Origin of the sequence: Trinickia mobilis, from assembly GCF_017315705.1 — a bacterium.
In the GTDB taxonomy this organism is placed as follows: domain Bacteria; phylum Pseudomonadota; class Gammaproteobacteria; order Burkholderiales; family Burkholderiaceae; genus Trinickia_A; species Trinickia_A mobilis.
In genome coordinates this window covers 47,997-65,486 of record NZ_JAFLRF010000003.1, presented here as the reverse complement: position 1 = coordinate 65,486, position 17,490 = coordinate 47,997, and the positions used below count along the sequence as shown (strand labels likewise).

Here is a 17,490-nt window from a genome sequence, read left to right as displayed (position 1 = left end):
GATCGACCATGACCTCCGCCCTCGCCCTCCTTGTCGCCAGCTCGACGGATCTGGGCCTGCTGTTCCTGCGCGTCGGCGCGAGCGTCATCCTGCTGATCGTGCATGGGCTGCCCAAGGTCCGGCACTACCGCGCTGAAGCAGCCAGGATGGAAGACCCGTTCCACGTCGGCAAGAAGCTGTCGATGGCCTTTGCGATCTTCGCGGAAGTCGTGTGCCCGCTGTTCATGATCGCGGGTTTCGCGACAAGGCTCGCTGCGCTGCCGATCATGGTCGTCACCGTGATCGCGCTGCTGCGCGTTCACCCCGAGTGGACCGTCGAGCAGGGCCAGTTTGCATGGATGCTGCTGGTCCTGTTCGGCACGATCGCGATTGCCGGCGCGGGCCATTACTCGCTCGCAGCCCTGCTGAGCCGCTAAGGGGAACCACGATGAGCCGCACCATCGCCGGCATAGCGCTTCCTGAGGGTGCAATGGCACAGGCCGCAACGGCGGCAGCGCTGAGCAGCGAACCGTTGCTTCTGTTTCGCCACTCGATGCGGGTGTTCCTGTTCGCTTCGCTGATCGGCCGGCGCCGGGGGCTCGAATTCGATGCCAACCTTCTCTATGTCGCCGCGCTGTTTCACGATATCGGCTTGATGGATGCCTATCGCCATTCGCGCAAGCGCTTCGAAGTCGACGGGGCGAACGCAGCCGATGCGTTCCTGTCCCGCCACCAGGTATCGCAAGCAGACCGCGACGAAGCGTGGCGCGCGGTCGCGCTGCACACCACGTTCGGCGTACCTGCCGAGATGGCGTCGCTCACTGCGCTGCTCTGCGCCGGCGTCGAGACGGACCTGCTTGCCCTGCACTTCGATGAAGTCAGCGACGCCGAGCGCATCGAGGTGCTGCGCGAGTACCCGCGCGGCGCGAAATTCAAGGAGCGGATCATCGATACCTTTGCACAGGGCATGGCACGCCGCCCTGCGACCACGTTCGGGACGGTGAACGCGGATGTGCTCGACCGGTGCGATCCGAACTACCGGCGTCTGAATTTCTGCGGCTTGATTCTCGGGTCGAGCTGGAAGGAGTGAAGCACAGCAAGCGGAACCCGTCCCGGTCCGCGGCGGCGCTCTCGAGGGCCGCCGAACGGGAAAAACGCAGACGGTTTCAGAGCAAACGGGTGGACGACCCGGTCCGCTCTATGAATACCGCCTGTTCAAAGACACTTCAATGGAGGTCATGATGCCCACAGCGAAAGCACAACCCGGCAAGATGCTGCTCGACCCGACCAATCACACGCTGATCATGATCGACTTCCAGTCGCAGATGTCGTTCGCGACCAAGTCGATCGATGCGGTCTCGCTGCGTAACAACGCCGCGCTTGTCACGAAGGCCGCGAAGGAGTTCAAGGTACCGACGATCCTCACGACCGTCGCCGAGAAGAGCTTCTCGGGCCCGATGTTCGAAGAGATCACGTCGGTGTTTCCGGAGGAAAAGCTGATTGACCGCACGTCGATGAACACTTGGGAAGATCCGCGCATCGCAGAGCGCGTGAATGCGATCGGCAAGGGCCGGATCGTGCTGGCCGGCCTGTGGACGTCGGTGTGCATCGTCGGCCCGGCGCTGTCGGCGCTCGACCAGGGCTTCGAGGTCTACGTGATCGCCGATGCATGCGGCGACGTGTCCGACGAAGCGCACGAGCGCGCGATGGAGCGCATGATCCAGGCGGGCGCGCGCCCAATGACGTCTCTCCAGTACCTGCTCGAGCTGCAGCGCGACTGGGCGCGTGGTGAAACCTACGACCAGACGGTTGCCACGTCGATCGCCCATGGCGGCGCATATGGCCTCGGGCTGATCTACGCGAAGACGATGTTCGGCGGCAGCGAGGGCCACTGACGCCCGGGCCCACGCCATGCGGCGCCGGGCCCGCTGGCCGTAAGCGGTCTGCGGGCCCGGCGCGGCGTTTCGCGTGCCTGCCCTGTCTTGCCGTCGATGATGAACGAAGCGGCCCTGTCCACGCCGAATCCCGCCACGCCGCCAGCACCGCCGCCGGCGGCGTCCGCACTGGCGCCCGCCCATACGCGGTGGCTGCTGATCGGCCTTGGCCTCGCGACCGGCATGGAGTTCTACACGTTCGACAGCATGAACCTCGTGCTCGCCGATCTGACCGGCACGCTCGGCGTCTCCGCCGACGAGGCCAGCTGGCTGCTGACCGTCTATAGCTGCACGCTTTTTCTCGGTGTGCCCGTATCGATCTGGATGGCCGGGCACTTTGGCTACAAGCGCTTTCTGCTCGCCACCGTCGTCGCCTTTGCGGCCACGTCGATGGGCTGCGCCCTGTCGCCCGACCTCGATTCGATGCTGTTTTGGCGCGCGCTGCAAGGGCTCGCGGCGGCGGGTCTCGTCGTCTGGTGGCGCGCGAGCATCTATGTGCTGATGCCGAAGCCGCAGCGCAGCCCGTCGCTGATGCGCGTGTCGACGATCCTCTATCTGTCGAGCGCTGCGGGCCTGCTGGCGAGCGGCTATATCACCGACCACGCGAACTGGCGGCTGATCTTCCTGCCCAATCTGCTGTATGCGGCCGGCGCGCTGTGGCTGATCGGCCGCTATTTCCCGAAGCTTCCGGCGCCTTCGTCGGACCGTCTGATCGCCACCGACTGGCCGGGCATCGCACTGCTCGCTATCGCGCTGGTTTCGCTTCAGATCATCCTCAATCGCGGCGAGATCGACGATTGGTTCGGCTCGCCGCACCTGCGCGCGCTCGCGCTGATCGCCGCTGCCGCACTGGTGCTGTTCGTCGCGTGGCAATCGAGCGCCGCGAACCGCACACCGCTGCTGTGCCTCGATTTGCTGCGCGACCGTCGCGTGCTGTCATCCGCGCTGCTTGGCCTCCTCACCGGCATGATCCTGTCGGGCAGCCTGTTCGTGCTGCCCGAGTTTCTGCGCAACCTGTCGTCGCAAACACACAGCGCGACGCAAACCGGCCAGATCATCTGCGTCTACGCGCTCAGTGCGGCCGCGATCCGCCCGTTGATGGTCGGCTTCATTGCGCGCGTCGGCCAGCGCAAGGCGATCGCGTTCGCGCTCGTCATGCTGATCGCGTCGATGGTCGTCTTCAACCGGCTGCTCACGACCGGCACGCCCGGCTGGTATTTCGCGCTGCCGCTCGTGCTCTACGCATGCTGCCTGTCGCCGTTGCTGCCGGCCGTGGGCAGCGGCACCGTTGCGAAGATCGAGCAGAACAAGCTGCTCGACGGCGTCTCGCTCTACATGACGTTTCGCCAGTTCGGCGCGTCGCTCGGCGTTGCGGTGCTCACGATCCTGATCTCCCATCGGGAAACCCTGCATTCGTCGCGCCTGTTCGACCACGTGCGGCAGGACAGTTCGGTGACGCGTGCGTGGCTTTCATCGGTCGGCGGCACGCTGACTTCGCACGCCGGCTATACGCCGCTCGAAGGACGAGAGGCTGCCGTGCGCATGCTCGCAGAGCAAGGTGCGCACCAGGCGGCGACGCTCGCCTACGCCGACGCCTTTGCATTCATGGCGGCCATCGGCGTGCTCGCGCTCTGCGTGCTGCCGATCGTGCCGCCTACTCCGGTGCAATCCAAATAAAGGACAGGCCGTGAAGTCCCTCAATACCATCGATTTCACCGCTACGCGGATCCGCACTGCCGGCGGGGGACCACGATGAACCAGGCGCCGCCGGTCGAGAAGCCGCCGGAGACGCGCGCGCCGGCTGCACCGTCGCAGCCGCCCACGCCGCCCACCGCCGCGCCGGGGCCAAGCCGGCGCCCGCTGCTGTTCGCGTTGCTGGGTCTCGTGGTGATCGCCGTGATCGCGCTGTATTTCCTCGTGCCTGTTTTCTACGGCAAAGAAACCGACGACGCGTACGTCGAAGCCCATGTCGTGTCGATCATCCCGAAGGTCCCGGCCTATGTTCAGAAGCTCTACGTCGACGACAACAGCCCGGTGACCGCCGGCGAGCTGCTGGTCGAGCTGGACCCGCGCGACTACGCGGTCGCGCTGTCCCAGGCCCGCGCGAATCTCGCGAATGCCGAAGGGAAGCTGCAAGAAGCCCGCGACCAGATTCCCGTTGCCGATGCGGAAGTCGCCAGACAGCGCGCCGAGCTCGACGTCGCGCAAGCCAACGCCCGGCTCGCTGACGCGAACCTGAGCCGCCTGCTGTCCGTCTCCGATATCCGTGCTGTGTCCACGGAACGCGTCGACGAAGGCAAGGCGGCGGCGGCCAGCAACCGTGCAACCGTGGTCGCGTCGCAGGTGCGGATCGAAGCAGCGCAGGCCCAGGCAAAGCTCGCCCGCTCGCAAGCCGTCACCGCTGAAGCAGCCGTCGAACAGGCCCGGGCGGCACTTGCCCAGGCCGAGCTGAATCTGTCGTATACGAAGATCTACGCAACCGAAGCCGGCAGTGTCGCGCGCAAGAGCGTCGAGCCGGGCAACTTCGTACAGCCGGGGCAATTGCTGCTTTCGGTGGTGCCGCAACGGCTCTATGTGATTGCGAACTACAAGGAAACGCAGCTGACCGACGTGCGTCCTGGACAACCGGTGACGATCCGCGTCGATGCGTTTCCAGACTTGCGGTTGCGCGGCCATGTGGACAGCATTCAGCGCGGTACGGGTTCGCGCTTCGCGCTGCTTCCGCCGGAGAACGCAACGGGCAACTTCGTCAAAGTCGTGCAGCGCGTGCCCGTCAAAATCGAGTTCGACAACCCGGGCGAAGCGCTGCGCTGGATCTCGCCGGGGATGTCAGTCGAAACCCGCATCTTTGTTCGGAAGCCACCGGCATGGTTAGGATTTCTGAACTAGCGATGGCCGCATGCCGATCGATCGGCCGATGGCCGCATCGGCTCGCCATGTCCGCGTGGATGCTCTGCATGCTCGGCGCCTGCACGGTCGGGCCCGACTACGTCCCGCCGAAGATGACCCTGCCCGACAGCTTTGCGGAACACGCGCCGGTCACGGCAGGGACGGCGCTAAAGCCTGTCGCTCCACTCGATGCGTGGTGGCAAAACTTTGGCGACGCGGTCCTCGACCAGCTCATCGACGAAGCGCTGCAAGCGTCGCCCGACCTCGCAGCGGCGCAAGCGCGCGTGCGCGAAGCGCGCGCGCTGCGCGGCGTTGCGGGCGCCGCGCTGTACCCCGAAGCCGACGCGGACGCAGCTTACGCCCGCACGCACGGCAGTGCGAACGTACCGGTCGGCGTGCCGCCCGGAGGCCTCGGCCCGGGCGCCGACGGCAACCTGTGGCAGGCCGGGTTCGACGCGTCGTGGGAGATCGATGTGTTCGGCGGCAACCGGCGCGGCATCGAAGCCGCCGACGCCTCGTGGCAAGCGGCCGTCGCCGAGCGCGGCGACATCACGTTGACGCTGGTCGCCGAGATCGCCCGCAACTATATCGAGGTGCGCGGTGCGCAACGGCGGCTCGCGGTCGCGCGCGACAACCTCGCCACCCAGCGGGATGCGCTGGCGCTCACACGCTCTCAGTTCGACGCGGGCCTTGCGTCGCGCCTCGATGTCCTGCGATCGCAGGCCTTGGTCGCCGATACGGAAGCCGTCGTGCCGGACTTGACCGCCGAATCGCGGGCCGCAATCTACCGGATCGGCGCGCTCATCGGTCATCAACCGGAGACGCTGCTCGCCGAGCTCGATACGCCGGCCACGATCCCCGCTCCCATCGCCGATGTGCCCATCGGCCTGCCGTCGGAGCTGCTGCAGCGCCGGCCCGATATCCGCGCCGCGGAACGCAGGCTCGCGGCAGCGAATGCGCGTATCGGCGTGGTCAAGGCCGACCTCTATCCGCACTTCTACCTGACGGGCGCTGCCGGCGTGGAGAGCCTCGAAGCCTCCACGTTCCTCACCGCCCCGAGCCGCTACCTGTCGGTCGGCCCCGGCATCCGCTGGCTGATCTTCGATGCCGGCAAGGTCCGCTTCGGCGTCGAGGCACAGCAAGCACGCACCGACGAGGCCGCGGCGTCGTACCAGCGCACCGTGCTCGAAGCGCTGCGCGATGTCGAGACCGCGCTCGCGTCGTACGGCCAGTCGCGCATCCGCCGCGAGCGCCTCGCCGAGGAGGCAGCGTCGGACCGCGAAGCGGTAACGGTCGCGACTCGGCTGTACCGTCAGGGACTCGAGGACTTTCTTTCGGTGCTCGATGCCGAGCGTTCGCTTTACGCGGCCGAGGACAAGCTTGCACAAACCGACCGCGACAGCGACCTCTCGCTGGTCGCACTCTACAAATCGCTTGGCGGCGGCTGGCCGGCCCGCGAAGAGACCGCCCTCTCCTCGGCCTCCGCCGGCAAGCCTTGAACTGCTGCGCCGGCCGGCCGCAGCTCATCTGCCAGCGCGTACAGCTCGCGAACGTCGCTTGCGCCCGATTGGGCATCGAAGGTCGAGGTGAACGCTTGCAGCCGGCACGAGGCCTCTGCGCGACGCCCTTGCAAAACACAGAGTCTCGCCAGTGCAATCGTGCTCCTTAGCATCCACATGATGGCGCCCTGCTCCGTTGCGATCCGGATGGCGGTTTCGAAGCACTGCCGTGCGCGTTCTTCGTGTGCGTCCGAACGCTCGCCTGCGCGCGTGTGGCGTGCGTCCTCCAGCTCGACGATCCCCATCGCGCGCCACAGCTCGGGAACGAACAGCTGCTCGCCGTGTTGCGCGCAAAAGGCCTGCGCTTCCGCCAGCCTTGCTTTCGCTTCCTCGATCCGTCCACATGCGGCGAGCGCCTGGGCGCAGGCGGCCTGCAGCGGCGTGAGCAGGCGGCGAAAGCCGCGTGCGAGGAGCGCGTCGAGCGCCGCCTCGAGGACCGGCAGCGCGTGCTCGCCGCGCCCGCTCAGCAGATCCCGATACACGCCCAGGCAATCACAGTACTCGCGCCAGACATCGAAACGATGCAGGGTCACCTGCGAGCGCAGGATGTCGAGATAGCGGTCCGCGGCGAGCACGTCTCCCGTCATCAGCGCGAGCGGCACCGCAACGACCGCGAGCACGTGGCTGAGCGACGGCTCGAGCGCGACGCCTCGCACCCGGTCCACGGCGCGGTTGACGAGCGTCATCGCGTGCTCCGGGCGCCCCTGCAGCCACTCGATGCGCGCGAGCGTGCCGTTCATGAAGATCAGCGGGTCGACGGCAAGTTTCGCGCGCGGCACGTCACGGTCGAGCCGCGCGAGGCCGCGCTCGAGACTCGCGCGCGCCTCATCGTGCATCCCGAGGCAATGCTGCGTCACCGCAACGAGCTGCTCGCCGAGGATGCGGTGCCATTCGGTACCCTGCGCGGCGGCGAACTGCTGGTAACGCGTGGCGCACTCCATCGCCGCATGGATGTCGGCGGACGTCAGCATCGTATTCCACAGCCCACAGAGCGCCCGCGAGCGGTCCTCCAGATCGCCGGCCTGTGCGGCGAGCGCGAGCGCCCTTTGCCAAAGTTGCGCAGCACGGCTGACGGGACCGCTCGTATGCAGCAGCGCATAGGCTAGCGCCGCGCACAGGCGCATTTCACAGCTCGCGTCCACGCTGCCGGCCGGCAGGTCTTCGATAGCCGCTACGGCCCGGCCCGCGCGTGTCCGGCACTCGTCGAGCAACGAACATTCGAGTAACGGACCGGCCAGCGCACTTGCGAGCGCAATGCCGAGCTGCGGATTGCCCTCCGCGGAGAAGGCCCAGTCAAATGTGCCCCGCGCATCGTCCAGTGCTTGCCTGAAGTCCGATTGCGCGGTCCGCTTGCGGGACCAGCGCTCGGCTGGCAGGCCGCGGTCAAAGCGCTGCTGCAGAAACCGCGCGTGGCGCTCGGTCACCGACTGGAGTTCGCCCTCGTCGCGCAGCTTTTCCAGCGCATAGGCACGCGTCGATTCCGGCAGCCGGTAGCGCGCCACGCCGTCCTCGAACTCCACGTTCAACAGCGACTTCTCGGTCAGTTCGCTGATGCTGGTGATCACGCGGGCGGCTGCCATGTCCCGGTCCCCGGCCACCGCACAGATCGCTTCGAACGTGAACACGCCGGCGAATACGCCGAGGCGCCGGAATACCTTGCGGGACATCGCGTCGAGCAACGCGTAGCTCCAGTCGAAGGTGGCCCGGAGCGTCTGATGGCGCGGCAGCGCGTTCCGGTGTCCGCCCGCCAGCAACTGCAAACGATCGTCGAGGTGCGCGTAGACGCCCGCCACCCCGAGCGCCACCGCACGCGCCGCGGCCAGCTCGATCCCCAGCGGAATGCCGTCCAGACGACGGCAGATGGCGCCGATCAGGCGCACGCTTCGGGCGTCGGTGCCGAGGTCGCACGCCAGTGCCCGGGCGCGCCGCACGAAAAGCTGCACGGCAGAGGATGACAGCAGATGCTCGATCGGTGCGTCGTCGGCCGCGACCTCGAGCGGCCGAACCCGGTAAATCGACTCCCCGGCCACCCGCAGCGGCTCCCGGCTCGTCACGAGCACGTTGACCTCCGGGTAATAAGGCAGCAGTGCGTCGACCAGCCCGGCAACGACGTCGACGACGTGTTCGGCGTTGTCGAGGACGACGAGACATGGCGAATGCGCAAGGGCACCGGCGATATGGGGCGCGCTGATCGCACCGCTGGCGCAGCGCATGCCGCATGCTTCGGCCACCGCTACGAGCACCGTACCCGGTTCGGACAACGGCGCCAGTTCGATGAAGTGCACGCCGCCCGCAAATCGATGACCGAACTCGCGTGCCACGCGGATCGCAAGACTGGTCTTGCCGATCCCGCCGGCGCCAACCAGTGTTACCAGGGGCGCTTGCGCCAGCATCGCAGTGATCTCGTCGACGGCCGACTCGCGGCCAATGAGATCCATCTGTGCCGGCAGATTACGTATCGCGTCGCGTTGCGCGACACAACGCCGGCCAGGCAGATGCGTACCGCTCCCGACAAGTTGATAGCCCCGCCCAGGCACGGTCCGGATCAGGTCGCGGTCCTCGCCGAGCGCCTTGCGCAGCACGGTGATCTGGACTTGCAGGTTGTTTTCTTCGACGATCGTTTCGGGCCAGACCCGGCTGATGAGGTCCTCTTTCGACACCAGCGCACCGTTGGCCTCGATCAGGTGTCCGAGGACATCGAATGCACGCGAACCGATGCGCAGCGGCGCGCCATCCCGGCTCACCTCCCGCCGCTCGAGATTGACATGCAGTTTGCCGATCTGAACCATCAACGCCCCGCAAGTTCGTGCGTCGCTATGGATGTCACGCTTCGATGAGCAAAACGAGGAAGTGGGCGCGGCCGGAACCCGGCAAAGAAGGCTGGCATGGAGAGCGCCTGTTGCGATTGCCGCGACTTCAATTCTCAGACGATGGGAAGCGGCGCTGGCATACGGCAAAGCCCACCTGCCTCAAATTCCCCAGACATTTGAGGCGCGGCTTTTCCACAGCCGCGACTGGAACCACCCTACCCATCCCGCAGCGTTAATCTTAGTGCAAATAAAGTGGAGACAGAGTTGAAAGGCCAAGGGGCTTGACGCCTGGATCAAGCGAGCCAGCCTGGGTGACGAAGCCTCGCGATGCAGCCGTTTCAAGCATTGAAACATCGTGCGTGAGGCACGTTCGCAGACCGTGCCGCAGCCGCACATCAGCGCCCGTAGCGCCGCAAGAACTCCCGCAACGGCGGATTGACGCTCGCAGGGTGCGTGAGATTGGGCGTGTGTCCGGCGCCGTCCACCAGAACCAGCCCCTTGCAGTTCGGCAGCGCCGAGGCGAGCGCCTCGCCGCAGCTCGGGCTGATCGCGGCATCGTCCCGGCCATGGAACACGATCGACGCGTGCGCAATGCTGTCGAGGCGAGGCGTAATATCGTCTCGCGTCGTCAGCGCATCGACCGGACGCTCGAAATGGTCGCGACTCATTCGTAGCCATTTCGCAGTCCACGCCGATGCGCAATAGTCCGGGCCGAACAGGAATGCAGCCATTGGCGACGCGACGTTCGCCGCACCATTGCGCGCCCATTCGGCCTTCAGCTGCTCGAACGACGCTTTCACCGGCTCGGCATCCGGATCGCTTCGGGTCGAGATCAGCGCGAGCGCGCGAAAGCGGTTGGGCTCGAGCAACGCCGCTCGCATCGACAGGAATCCGCCTTGCGACATGCCGACGAGCGAAGCCGAATCCACCTCCAGATGATCGAGCAAACCGATCAGATCCCGAGCGGAATCCCAATAACTGAAGGTGCGATCGGTCGGTCCGGTCGCACCGAAGCCGCGCTGGTCCCAAACGACGCATCGGAACACGTCACATAATGCGGCAACGTTCGGCTGGAACATCGCGCCGTCCATCAGAAAGCCGTGACTGAACACGATCGCCGGTGCGGCGCGCGGGCCGAATTCCTCATAAGCGAAGCGGATTCCTTCGCGTTCAAACCATCCCATGTCTTGCCCCTCGTCAAGCGTCGAGCCGTTCCGTTCGCGCGACGATGCGCGTGGCTCTCAATATACGGTCGCCGTTCCCGCGGCGATTGATCGAAGGCGCCGGTCACTTGCCGAATCGTCCGAAATTCGCCTGCGTCCCCCGCAGCACACGAATCGTTCTTTCCTCCAAGTGCGACTACGCAGCGGACGTGGTGCAAGCATGTTTTCACCGATTGACGTGTTAACAGGCATTTGATTAAGTGACGTTCGTGCGCGCATTCCGGAGTCAAGCAGTGCGCGCGCAATGGGATGCTTGCCGCAAGCATTTGAACGAAACACGCGTGATGGCGCTTGTTTAGCTGATCCGCCAAGAGAGAATTTGGGTATGCCGACCGTAGTAACCGATGCAGAGAACGCAGAAAAGCCCGTCTGGATCCTGCGAGGCGATTTCGGCCGCGCGACTGTCAACTTCATCAACCGTCCGCTCGTTGCTCACGCGCATTCGCAGTACCAATTCCTTTTCAAGCTGGGCGGAAGCGATTGCGACTTCCGTATCGGCGCCCAGGACTGCACGCTGACGGCCGAACGCGCGATCTGCCTGAATCCCTGGGTCGAGCATGCGAAAGACGGTAACGGCGAAATGGCGTCGCTGATCCTTTCGCTGGTGATCGAACCCGCCTGGCTGCGTGACACGTTGCAGCTGGCCGACAGCGGAGCGGCCGATATCTTCCCGAACCGATGGGTCGTGGTGACGCCGGACGTGCGTCACCACGTGGACCGTCTCGCCGCCGCGATCACCCATCATCTCGTTGCACACGACGAAGGCTGCATGCCGATTCTGGAGGATCTCGTCAAGGCGCTCGGACGTGATTTCGCGGACCCCGCGCTCACGACAGGCATCGTGCCGTCACGTCGTCCGGTCGACTTCCGGATCCGCAAGGCGCTCGACTTCATCAAGCGGTCTCCGGTCGCGAACCCGACAGTCGCGCAAGTCGCCACGGAGGTCGGGCTTTCAAGATCGCGATTCTTCGAGCAATTCCGGCGCTGCATGGGGATCTCGCCGCAGCACTACATCGACTGGGTGCGCATGTCGCACGCGATCCAACTGCTCGGCGCAAGCGCCAAGCCGCTTGCCGACATCGCAGACCAACTGGGCTTCGAGGAACACAGTCACTTCACGCGCTTTTTCGCGCAGCACATGGGCGTGCCGCCGAGCGAATTCCGCCGGCACTCGGTCACGCTGAACACGCGCGAAGGCTGATCGCCCGAAGACGGCCTCGCCGTCCCGGACGCCGCCGCAGGCGCCCGGCTCATGCACCGGGCGCCTGCGGGCGGCATCCGTCACTCGGCGCCGGCGTACGACGGGTCCGCAATCACCGGATTGCACAGGACGCCTAACCCGTCGATCTCGACCTCCACGCAGTCTCCCGGCCGCATGTGCACCAGACCCGGCGTCGGGAACGGCCCGTACTGCCGCGACAGATCGAGGCCCTCCGCATCGTCGGGCTGCGGCTTCAGTGCGCCGGGCGTGCCCATCGCGATGAGGTCGCCGGGACGCAACGAGTAGCCGCGACTCAGATAGCTGATCACGCTGGCGACATCGATCAGCATGTCGTCCAACGGCGCACGCTGCCGTACGACGCCGTTGACGCGGGTGAGCACGGTGTGCCGTTGCGGATCCCCGAACTCGTCGGGTGTCATCAGCCAAGGGCCATACGCGCCGGACGCCTCGAAATTCTTGCCCAAGCCGAATTGCCGGTTGTGCATCTGATACTCGCGCACCGAACCTTCGTTCAGGCAGGTGTAGCCCGCAACGTGCTCCATTGCGCGCTCGACGGGAATATAGCGCCCCGGCTTGCCGATGACGACGGCCAGTTCGCCCTCGTAATCGAATGCGCGCGCCACGTCTTCCGGCGGCGCGACAATCGGCTCTCCTGCACCGACGAACGACGCCGCCGTGCGCATGAAGAGATGCGGGTAGTCGGCGTTGGTCTGCAAGCCGGTTTCCGCGATGTGGCTTTTGAAGTTCAGCGCCAGCGCCCACATCGCGTTCGGCCGATCGAGGAACGGCTTGAGGGTCACGTCCGCGAGCGCCCGGTTGCCTGTTTTGCCCTCGACCGCTTGCCGCAGTCGCGCGAGGCCATCGTGCATTTCGAGAATATCGATCAGACGGGTGGGCAAGTCAGGGGCAACATCGTCGACGGCGATGAAGCGGGTCGCGCCGGTGACGACGCCAAGCGCGGTACGGCCCGCGTCCGCATAAGCAATGATTTTCATGATTGAAACGTGATTTCGAGTTGAGTTAAGAAAACGAAAACTGTAGTCGGGAGTTCAATGCTCCACCAGCGCATGACCGGCTGCCCGGCTGCCTGCCCGGCGCCCGGCCAACGACAATGCGACGAGCGTCACGATCGAAGCGAGCGCCGGCAGGATCGCGGTCAGGACGATGTCGCGCGGCGCCCAGCCCAGGGATAGCAGTGCACCGCCGACCGCCGGACCGATGAACGACCCGATGCGTCCCATCGCGAGGCCCCAGCCCACACCCGTCGCGCGGATGTTCGCCGGGTAGAAAGCAACCGCAAGCGCGGTTTGTCCCATGATGCCGTTGACGAGCCCCGCGCCGATGACGCCGATCAGCAACAGCACGCCTGGCGGCGGCAAGGCGGCCTGGCTCAGCGCCGCTATGCTGGCGATCACGCACGCCACGCCGATCGTCAGCGCCGACTTGATCCGCAGCTTGCCCTTCAGCGTCATCGCCGCGACGGCCGCCGTCATCAGAAGATTGCCGCTCAGCCCGCCGACGCTGAATGCCGCCATCCCGGCCGGGGCATGATCGAGCGAGAAGCCGAATGCGACCAAGAGCGTCGGTAGCCAGAACAGCAGCGCATAGACGTCCATGAAGATCAGAAAGGAGAACAGCCAAAGAAGGCACGTGTAGCCCGCAAGACCGTTCCTGAATAGCGCCTTCAACTGATTGGCGCCCTGCCCCGCCGCGGGACCCCCGCTCGCCTGCCCGGCTGTTCGCAGGACGCTGTAAAACGCGGGCACCACCACGAACGGCAGCGTGCCGCCGAGCACGAAGACGGATTGCCAACCGAACTGGTGCATCAGCGGCCCGCCTACGAGACCGCCGATGACGGCCCCCACGGACATGCCGGTCGTCACCAGAATCGATGCGGCGACCTTGTGCTTCGCGCCGAGGATGCCCGCCGACGCCGTGATGGCGATCGGCAATGCCGCGCCCAGTCCGATCGCCGCGAGCACGCGCATCGCAGACAGGCTCATGATGTCGCCCGCGTACGCGGTGAGCAGCGTGCAGCCGCCGAACAGCACGACGCTCGCGAGGCCGACGAGCCTCTGTCCGACGCGATGCGCGAGCGGCCCCGTGACGACGAATCCGATCGCCGCGCCGACGTTCGTCGCCACGAACACCGGCGTGAACAAAGCCGGCGCCAGTTGCCATTCACGCGCCAGCGTCGGAACGACGAACGAGATCGACGTCGTATTGAATCCGTCCAGCACGACAATCAGAAAGCACACCAGCAGCGCAAAACACCGGCCCGTGCTGCCCATTGCAGAAAGTTCGTCCGCGACCGCGGCCTTCTTGTCTTTCACATCCATCACATCCACTCCTCACGGCGTGCGCCTGCACGCCCCCATTCGAAACACGGAGGCACCGGCACCGCCGTTTGCTCAAACCATTGGAAAGGAACGCCGCATCACGCCCGCATGTAAGCCGAAATGCGTTGTTGCAGTTCCGCCGAGAAAATGCGCTTGGGCAGCATGCAATGAATGCCCTTCGGCGGTTTGGTCGCGTACACCGTGCCGGTCTGATTCGCGTACTGCGACACGCGAAAGCTCCCCGCCACGCTGTAGATGCCATAGCAGTCTTCCGGCGCGATGCCGGTGGCGGCCGATAGCCAGCCGATCATCTGCCGCAGGCATGCGACAAGCGCACTGTCCAGACTGTCGGAGAAGCCGAAGCCGATCCAGTGCTCCGGCGTCTCCGCCATCGGCCCGTCGAGGGCCGCGCGTTTGTGCAGCAGGAACTGGATCCGCATCTCTTCGAACGCGGTCTCGATCGACGTCTGATCGACGTTGCCCTCGCCCGACGCCCCCATCGAGCCGCCCGTCCAAACCCGCGCGCCGGCCATCTGCACCGGCAGAAAGATCGAGCTGCCGGCGCCGAGCACGGCGCAATCCAGATTGCCGCCGTAGCTGCCCGCGAAATTCGCGCTGGTCGGCCGGTCGCCCGGCGGCTGCGTGCCGAGATAGGCCTGAAAGGGCTTCAGCGGAATGTCGACGCCGGGCACATACGCCGCATACGTACGGTCGCTGTTGATTTTCAGGTAGCGAAGATAGGGCTTGAAATCGTGCGGCAACGCACCGACGCCCGGCGGTGCCGAGTTCCAGCCCCAGTCGATGGTCCGCATTTTCAGCATCCGGCATTCGACGAGATCGCCCGGCTCCGCGCCGTCGATCACGACCGGGCCGATCAGCGAGAAGGCGCCGTTCGGATACTTCTTGCGGATCGGCTCGCGTTCCTTGAACCCCATCCCGTACTTCGCCTCGTTGCCCCAATTGGTCCACGTGCCGTCGTACCACACGGTATCGCCCGGATGGATCGTGACGGCCGGCGCCGCGTTCGGCTCCATGCGTCCGACCTGAACCGTGTCCCACGATGGCACGAGGCGCACCACCTTGCCGCGGCGCACCGCATGGGGACTCGCGCCGCCGGCGGCCGCATGGGTCGCTTGCGCACGGGCCGCGCCGGCCAAGCCGGCCGCGCCCGCGGCAAGCGCGCCAAAGCCGAGCCGCAGCATCGTCCGCCGGCAGATCGCCGTCGCGTCCCGCGTCGCGGTGCCTGTCGTCTCCATGTCGCTCGCCGCCATGTCGGCCGAGCGGTCAATCTCTGTGTTGCGTGTCATAAATCGTCCTGACAAAGTTGCAATGACAAAGCACGCTCAACGCGCGGTGCTCGCGCCGAGCGCTTCGATGGCTTCCTTGACCACTTGGTCGTCAATCGCCGACGGTGCGCCGCTTGCGCCCAATGCGCCCAGCAGGTGTCCGTTCGAGAAGACGGGAAAGGTGCCGCCCGCCGGCAGGAACGGGGCGTAATAGCCCGCGCCGGACACGTTGCTGTATTCCGACGGATCGTCGCGGTACCGCTGCTCGAGCGTCGTGCCCGATTGCCCGCCGAGCGCCACCGACGCGAACGCCTTGCCGCGCGCGAAATCGAGACTCGCGAACGGCGCCCCGTCCATGCGCGCGGCGGCGATCAGATGACCGCCGGGATCGACGGCCGCGAAGCTCATCGCGAGATGGCGCGCGCTCGCTGCCGCGACCGCGAGCCCGATCAGCTTTTCGGTTTGCGCGAAGCTGAGCGAATAGGCCGGCGCCGGCGCGAGCGCGCCGGTCTCGTCGGCAGCCGCGGAATGAGCCATGCCCGCGAATCCCAACGACGCGATCGCCACCTGCGCCAGCCGCTGCATCGAGAACCTGAACTTCACATCCCTCTCCTTCTTGTTGCGCAATCCGTTTGTGTCGCAGCGCCGACCGAGCGGGTCGCGTCCGTCATTCGAATCGTTATCCAAAATATTTTCAAAATCGGCCACTTTTACGGGTATCCACGAGTTAGAACGGCAGGCGAAATCTGCCTAGCCTTGATTTCAGGTTTGCGTAACGTAGAACCTGGAGAACCATCATGAAAACGTTGATGTATGGCACCGCGCTAATGCTGGGGATGCTCCTGGCAGGTCCGTCTATGGCGAACGGTCGGTTTCACGTCGATCACGAACACGACCACACGCGTTACCAGCCCCCGCCGCAGAGTCAGGGCGACACCAGCCGATCCGCGCCTGACACGGCCCAGCACGCCGGCTCGTGAACGCTGCCCGGACCGGAACACGGCATGACGAAACCGCCGCGCGACAAAAAAACCCGTAAGACCCTCGGGCGGCCTCACGGGCAAGCCGCCTCGATCGCGCGACGATGAAACCGTCATTCGGTCTCGAACACCGACACGCCGGTACCCGTGAATTGCTCCGACGGGCCCGCGGCAAACGGGACGAACACGTGATGCGATTCGCCGTCGACCGCTACTGAATGCGCGCCGGCGCCGGTCGGCACGATCGCGACCAGACTGCGCGTGCTCGCATTGACGATGCCGAGAGACGGATCGAACTTCGCTGCCTTGTTGCCGACGCGCGAGACGTTGTCCGCCGAGTGGTGACCGGCGGCGAGGAAATAGCGGTTCGAGACCGGATCGTAGACGGCTTCGTCCGTGCCGCCGAACGGTAGTTCGGCGAGCGTCGTGCCGTTGGTGCGATCGATGATCACGGTGGACTGCTTGCCGCCCTCGTCCGGGTCGCAGCCGATCAACGCGTCGTTGCCGGGCCCCATGGCAATGCCGCTCGGCCCTTCGCAGCCCTTCAACTTGAAGGTGTTCGACACGACCGGCTTACCCTCCAGCACCGATGCGACCGGAATCACATCGACCTCTCCCTTGGGATTGGCCTTCGTACCGTCGTTGTTGAGGACGAAGTTGTTGCCCTTCGGGTCGTACGCGCACGCTTCCAGTCCGGTCGAGTCGCTCAAGGCGAGCTTTGCGACGACCGACTGTGTGTCAGTGTTGATGAAGGTGGCGAACGGCGGCTCCTCGGCGCCGCTCGAGAACATCACGATGTGATGCTGCGGATCGAGACAGCCCTCGTCAGCTCGAATTCCGGTCGTGCTGACTTCGATGCGCTTGACGAGCTGCTTCGACGCCACGTCGATCACCTTCACCGCGTTGACGTCGCCGACGTAGACGAGCGACGTCCCCGGCACCGGAATCACGCCCGCCGGCCCCGACTTGTCGTGGCTCGGGCCGATGCCGGCGAAGTCCGCGGAGATCCGGTCGCGCAGCGTCATCGTCTTCGCGTCGAATACGTCGAGCGTCGCGTTCGAACCGTCCGCAAGATAATAGGTACCGTCCGCCGTCGCGCTGATGTCGAAGCCGAACGGCTTCGCGCTCGTCATCGGGATGTTGGTGAGCCATTTCGGCGCGTTGCCCGCATCGCTCGCCCATGCGTAGGCGCACGCCGCCAGCGCGCCCGCCAATGTGATTGCACCCAATGCTCGTTTCATATTCGCCTCCTCCTACACTCGTTGATGG

At 65.7% G+C, this 17,490-nt stretch carries 15 protein-coding genes; 8 read left to right on the top strand and 7 right to left on the bottom strand.

All coding sequences use genetic code 11. The features are described from left to right. Nucleotides 1–8 precede the first annotated feature (8 nt). From J3489_RS05310 to J3489_RS05285, 6 genes are all read left to right on the top strand, one after another. Nucleotides 9–416, top strand: a complete 408-nt coding sequence (locus J3489_RS05310; RefSeq protein ID WP_206996668.1) for a DoxX family protein — start codon at nt 9–11, stop codon at nt 414–416. Nucleotides 417–427: 11 nt separating this feature from the next. After that, complete coding sequence (locus tag J3489_RS05305; RefSeq protein WP_206996667.1) at nt 428–1,069, top strand: HD domain-containing protein; 642 nt, start codon at nt 428–430, stop codon at nt 1,067–1,069. Between the two features lie 151 nt (nt 1,070–1,220). Next, entirely contained in the window at nt 1,221–1,874 is a 654-nt protein-coding gene (locus J3489_RS05300; protein ID WP_206996941.1) for a hydrolase, read from the top strand. 99 nt (nt 1,875–1,973) lie between these two features. Further along, entirely contained in the window at nt 1,974–3,590 is a 1,617-nt protein-coding gene (locus J3489_RS05295) for an MFS transporter (protein WP_242539800.1), read from the top strand. 75 nt (nt 3,591–3,665) lie between these two features. After that, nucleotides 3,666–4,802, top strand: a complete 1,137-nt coding sequence (locus J3489_RS05290; protein ID WP_206996666.1) for an HlyD family secretion protein — start codon at nt 3,666–3,668, stop codon at nt 4,800–4,802. Continuing rightward, entirely contained in the window at nt 4,781–6,301 is a 1,521-nt protein-coding gene (locus J3489_RS05285) for an efflux transporter outer membrane subunit (RefSeq protein WP_206996665.1), read from the top strand. Before J3489_RS05290 ends, J3489_RS05285 begins: the two co-directional genes overlap by 22 nt. Here J3489_RS05285 and J3489_RS05280 read toward each other — a convergent pair. Together J3489_RS05280 and J3489_RS05275 are read right to left on the bottom strand one after the other, a co-directional pair. Then, nucleotides 6,226–9,150, bottom strand: a complete 2,925-nt coding sequence (locus J3489_RS05280; protein WP_206996664.1) for an ATP-binding protein — start codon at nt 9,148–9,150, stop codon at nt 6,226–6,228. The genes J3489_RS05285 and J3489_RS05280 overlap by 76 nt on opposite strands. A 416-nt stretch (nt 9,151–9,566) precedes the next feature. Next, nucleotides 9,567–10,355, bottom strand: a complete 789-nt coding sequence (locus tag J3489_RS05275; protein ID WP_206996663.1) for an alpha/beta fold hydrolase — start codon at nt 10,353–10,355, stop codon at nt 9,567–9,569. 364 nt (nt 10,356–10,719) lie between these two features. On the opposite strand from J3489_RS05275, the gene J3489_RS05270 reads away from it, so the two are divergent. After that, nucleotides 10,720–11,595 carry a helix-turn-helix transcriptional regulator gene (locus J3489_RS05270; RefSeq protein ID WP_206996662.1) on the top strand — a complete coding sequence of 292 codons (876 nt, stop codon included), beginning with the start codon at nt 10,720–10,722 and terminating at the stop codon, nt 11,593–11,595. A gap of 80 nt (nt 11,596–11,675) precedes the next feature. Here the strand turns inward: J3489_RS05270 and J3489_RS05265 are convergent, their stop codons facing one another. The 4 genes from J3489_RS05265 to J3489_RS05250 form a co-directional block, all read right to left on the bottom strand. Beyond that, nucleotides 11,676–12,611, bottom strand: a complete 936-nt coding sequence (locus J3489_RS05265; RefSeq protein WP_206996661.1) for a fumarylacetoacetate hydrolase family protein — start codon at nt 12,609–12,611, stop codon at nt 11,676–11,678. Nucleotides 12,612–12,665: 54 nt separating this feature from the next. Then, nucleotides 12,666–13,955: an MFS transporter gene (locus J3489_RS05260; RefSeq protein WP_206996660.1), complete on the bottom strand. Its 1,290-nt coding sequence runs from the start codon at nt 13,953–13,955 to the stop codon at nt 12,666–12,668. Nucleotides 13,956–14,053: 98 nt separating this feature from the next. Beyond that, entirely contained in the window at nt 14,054–15,262 is a 1,209-nt protein-coding gene (locus J3489_RS05255; protein ID WP_206996659.1) for an acetamidase/formamidase family protein, read from the bottom strand. Nucleotides 15,263–15,298: 36 nt separating this feature from the next. Beyond that, nucleotides 15,299–15,844, bottom strand: coding sequence for a GlcG/HbpS family heme-binding protein (locus J3489_RS05250; RefSeq protein WP_206996658.1), 546 nt, complete (start codon nt 15,842–15,844; stop codon nt 15,299–15,301). 194 nt (nt 15,845–16,038) lie between these two features. Here J3489_RS05250 and J3489_RS05245 point away from each other — a divergent pair, with 194 nt between their 5' ends. Next, complete coding sequence (locus tag J3489_RS05245; RefSeq protein ID WP_206996657.1) at nt 16,039–16,221, top strand: hypothetical protein; 183 nt, start codon at nt 16,039–16,041, stop codon at nt 16,219–16,221. Between the two features lie 113 nt (nt 16,222–16,334). Here J3489_RS05245 and J3489_RS05240 read toward each other — a convergent pair whose 3' ends face one another. Then, nucleotides 16,335–17,462, bottom strand: a complete 1,128-nt coding sequence (locus tag J3489_RS05240) for a YncE family protein (protein WP_206996656.1) — start codon at nt 17,460–17,462, stop codon at nt 16,335–16,337. Nucleotides 17,463–17,490: the final 28 nt, after the last annotated feature.

Excerpts from the sequence above, each read along its gene's own strand:
- J3489_RS05290 (WP_206996666.1), top strand. The coding sequence starts at position 3,666 with ATGAACCAGGCGCCGCCGGTCGAGAAGCCGCCGGAGACGCGCGCGCCG.
- J3489_RS05285 (WP_206996665.1), top strand. The coding sequence starts at position 4,781 with ATGGTTAGGATTTCTGAACTAGCGATGGCCGCATGCCGATCGATCGGC.
- J3489_RS05310 (WP_206996668.1), top strand. The coding sequence starts at position 9 with ATGACCTCCGCCCTCGCCCTCCTTGTCGCCAGCTCGACGGATCTGGGC.
- J3489_RS05305 (WP_206996667.1), top strand. The coding sequence starts at position 428 with ATGAGCCGCACCATCGCCGGCATAGCGCTTCCTGAGGGTGCAATGGCA.
- J3489_RS05245 (WP_206996657.1), top strand. The coding sequence starts at position 16,039 with ATGAAAACGTTGATGTATGGCACCGCGCTAATGCTGGGGATGCTCCTG.
- J3489_RS05280 (WP_206996664.1), bottom strand. The coding sequence starts at position 9,150 with ATGGTTCAGATCGGCAAACTGCATGTCAATCTCGAGCGGCGGGAGGTG.
- J3489_RS05300 (WP_206996941.1), top strand. The coding sequence starts at position 1,221 with ATGCCCACAGCGAAAGCACAACCCGGCAAGATGCTGCTCGACCCGACC.
- J3489_RS05260 (WP_206996660.1), bottom strand. The coding sequence starts at position 13,955 with ATGGATGTGAAAGACAAGAAGGCCGCGGTCGCGGACGAACTTTCTGCA.
- J3489_RS05240 (WP_206996656.1), bottom strand. The coding sequence starts at position 17,462 with ATGAAACGAGCATTGGGTGCAATCACATTGGCGGGCGCGCTGGCGGCG.
- J3489_RS05270 (WP_206996662.1), top strand. The coding sequence starts at position 10,720 with ATGCCGACCGTAGTAACCGATGCAGAGAACGCAGAAAAGCCCGTCTGG.
- J3489_RS05265 (WP_206996661.1), bottom strand. The coding sequence starts at position 12,611 with ATGAAAATCATTGCTTATGCGGACGCGGGCCGTACCGCGCTTGGCGTC.
- J3489_RS05275 (WP_206996663.1), bottom strand. The coding sequence starts at position 10,355 with ATGGGATGGTTTGAACGCGAAGGAATCCGCTTCGCTTATGAGGAATTC.
- J3489_RS05255 (WP_206996659.1), bottom strand. The coding sequence starts at position 15,262 with ATGACACGCAACACAGAGATTGACCGCTCGGCCGACATGGCGGCGAGC.
- J3489_RS05295 (WP_242539800.1), top strand. The coding sequence starts at position 1,974 with ATGAACGAAGCGGCCCTGTCCACGCCGAATCCCGCCACGCCGCCAGCA.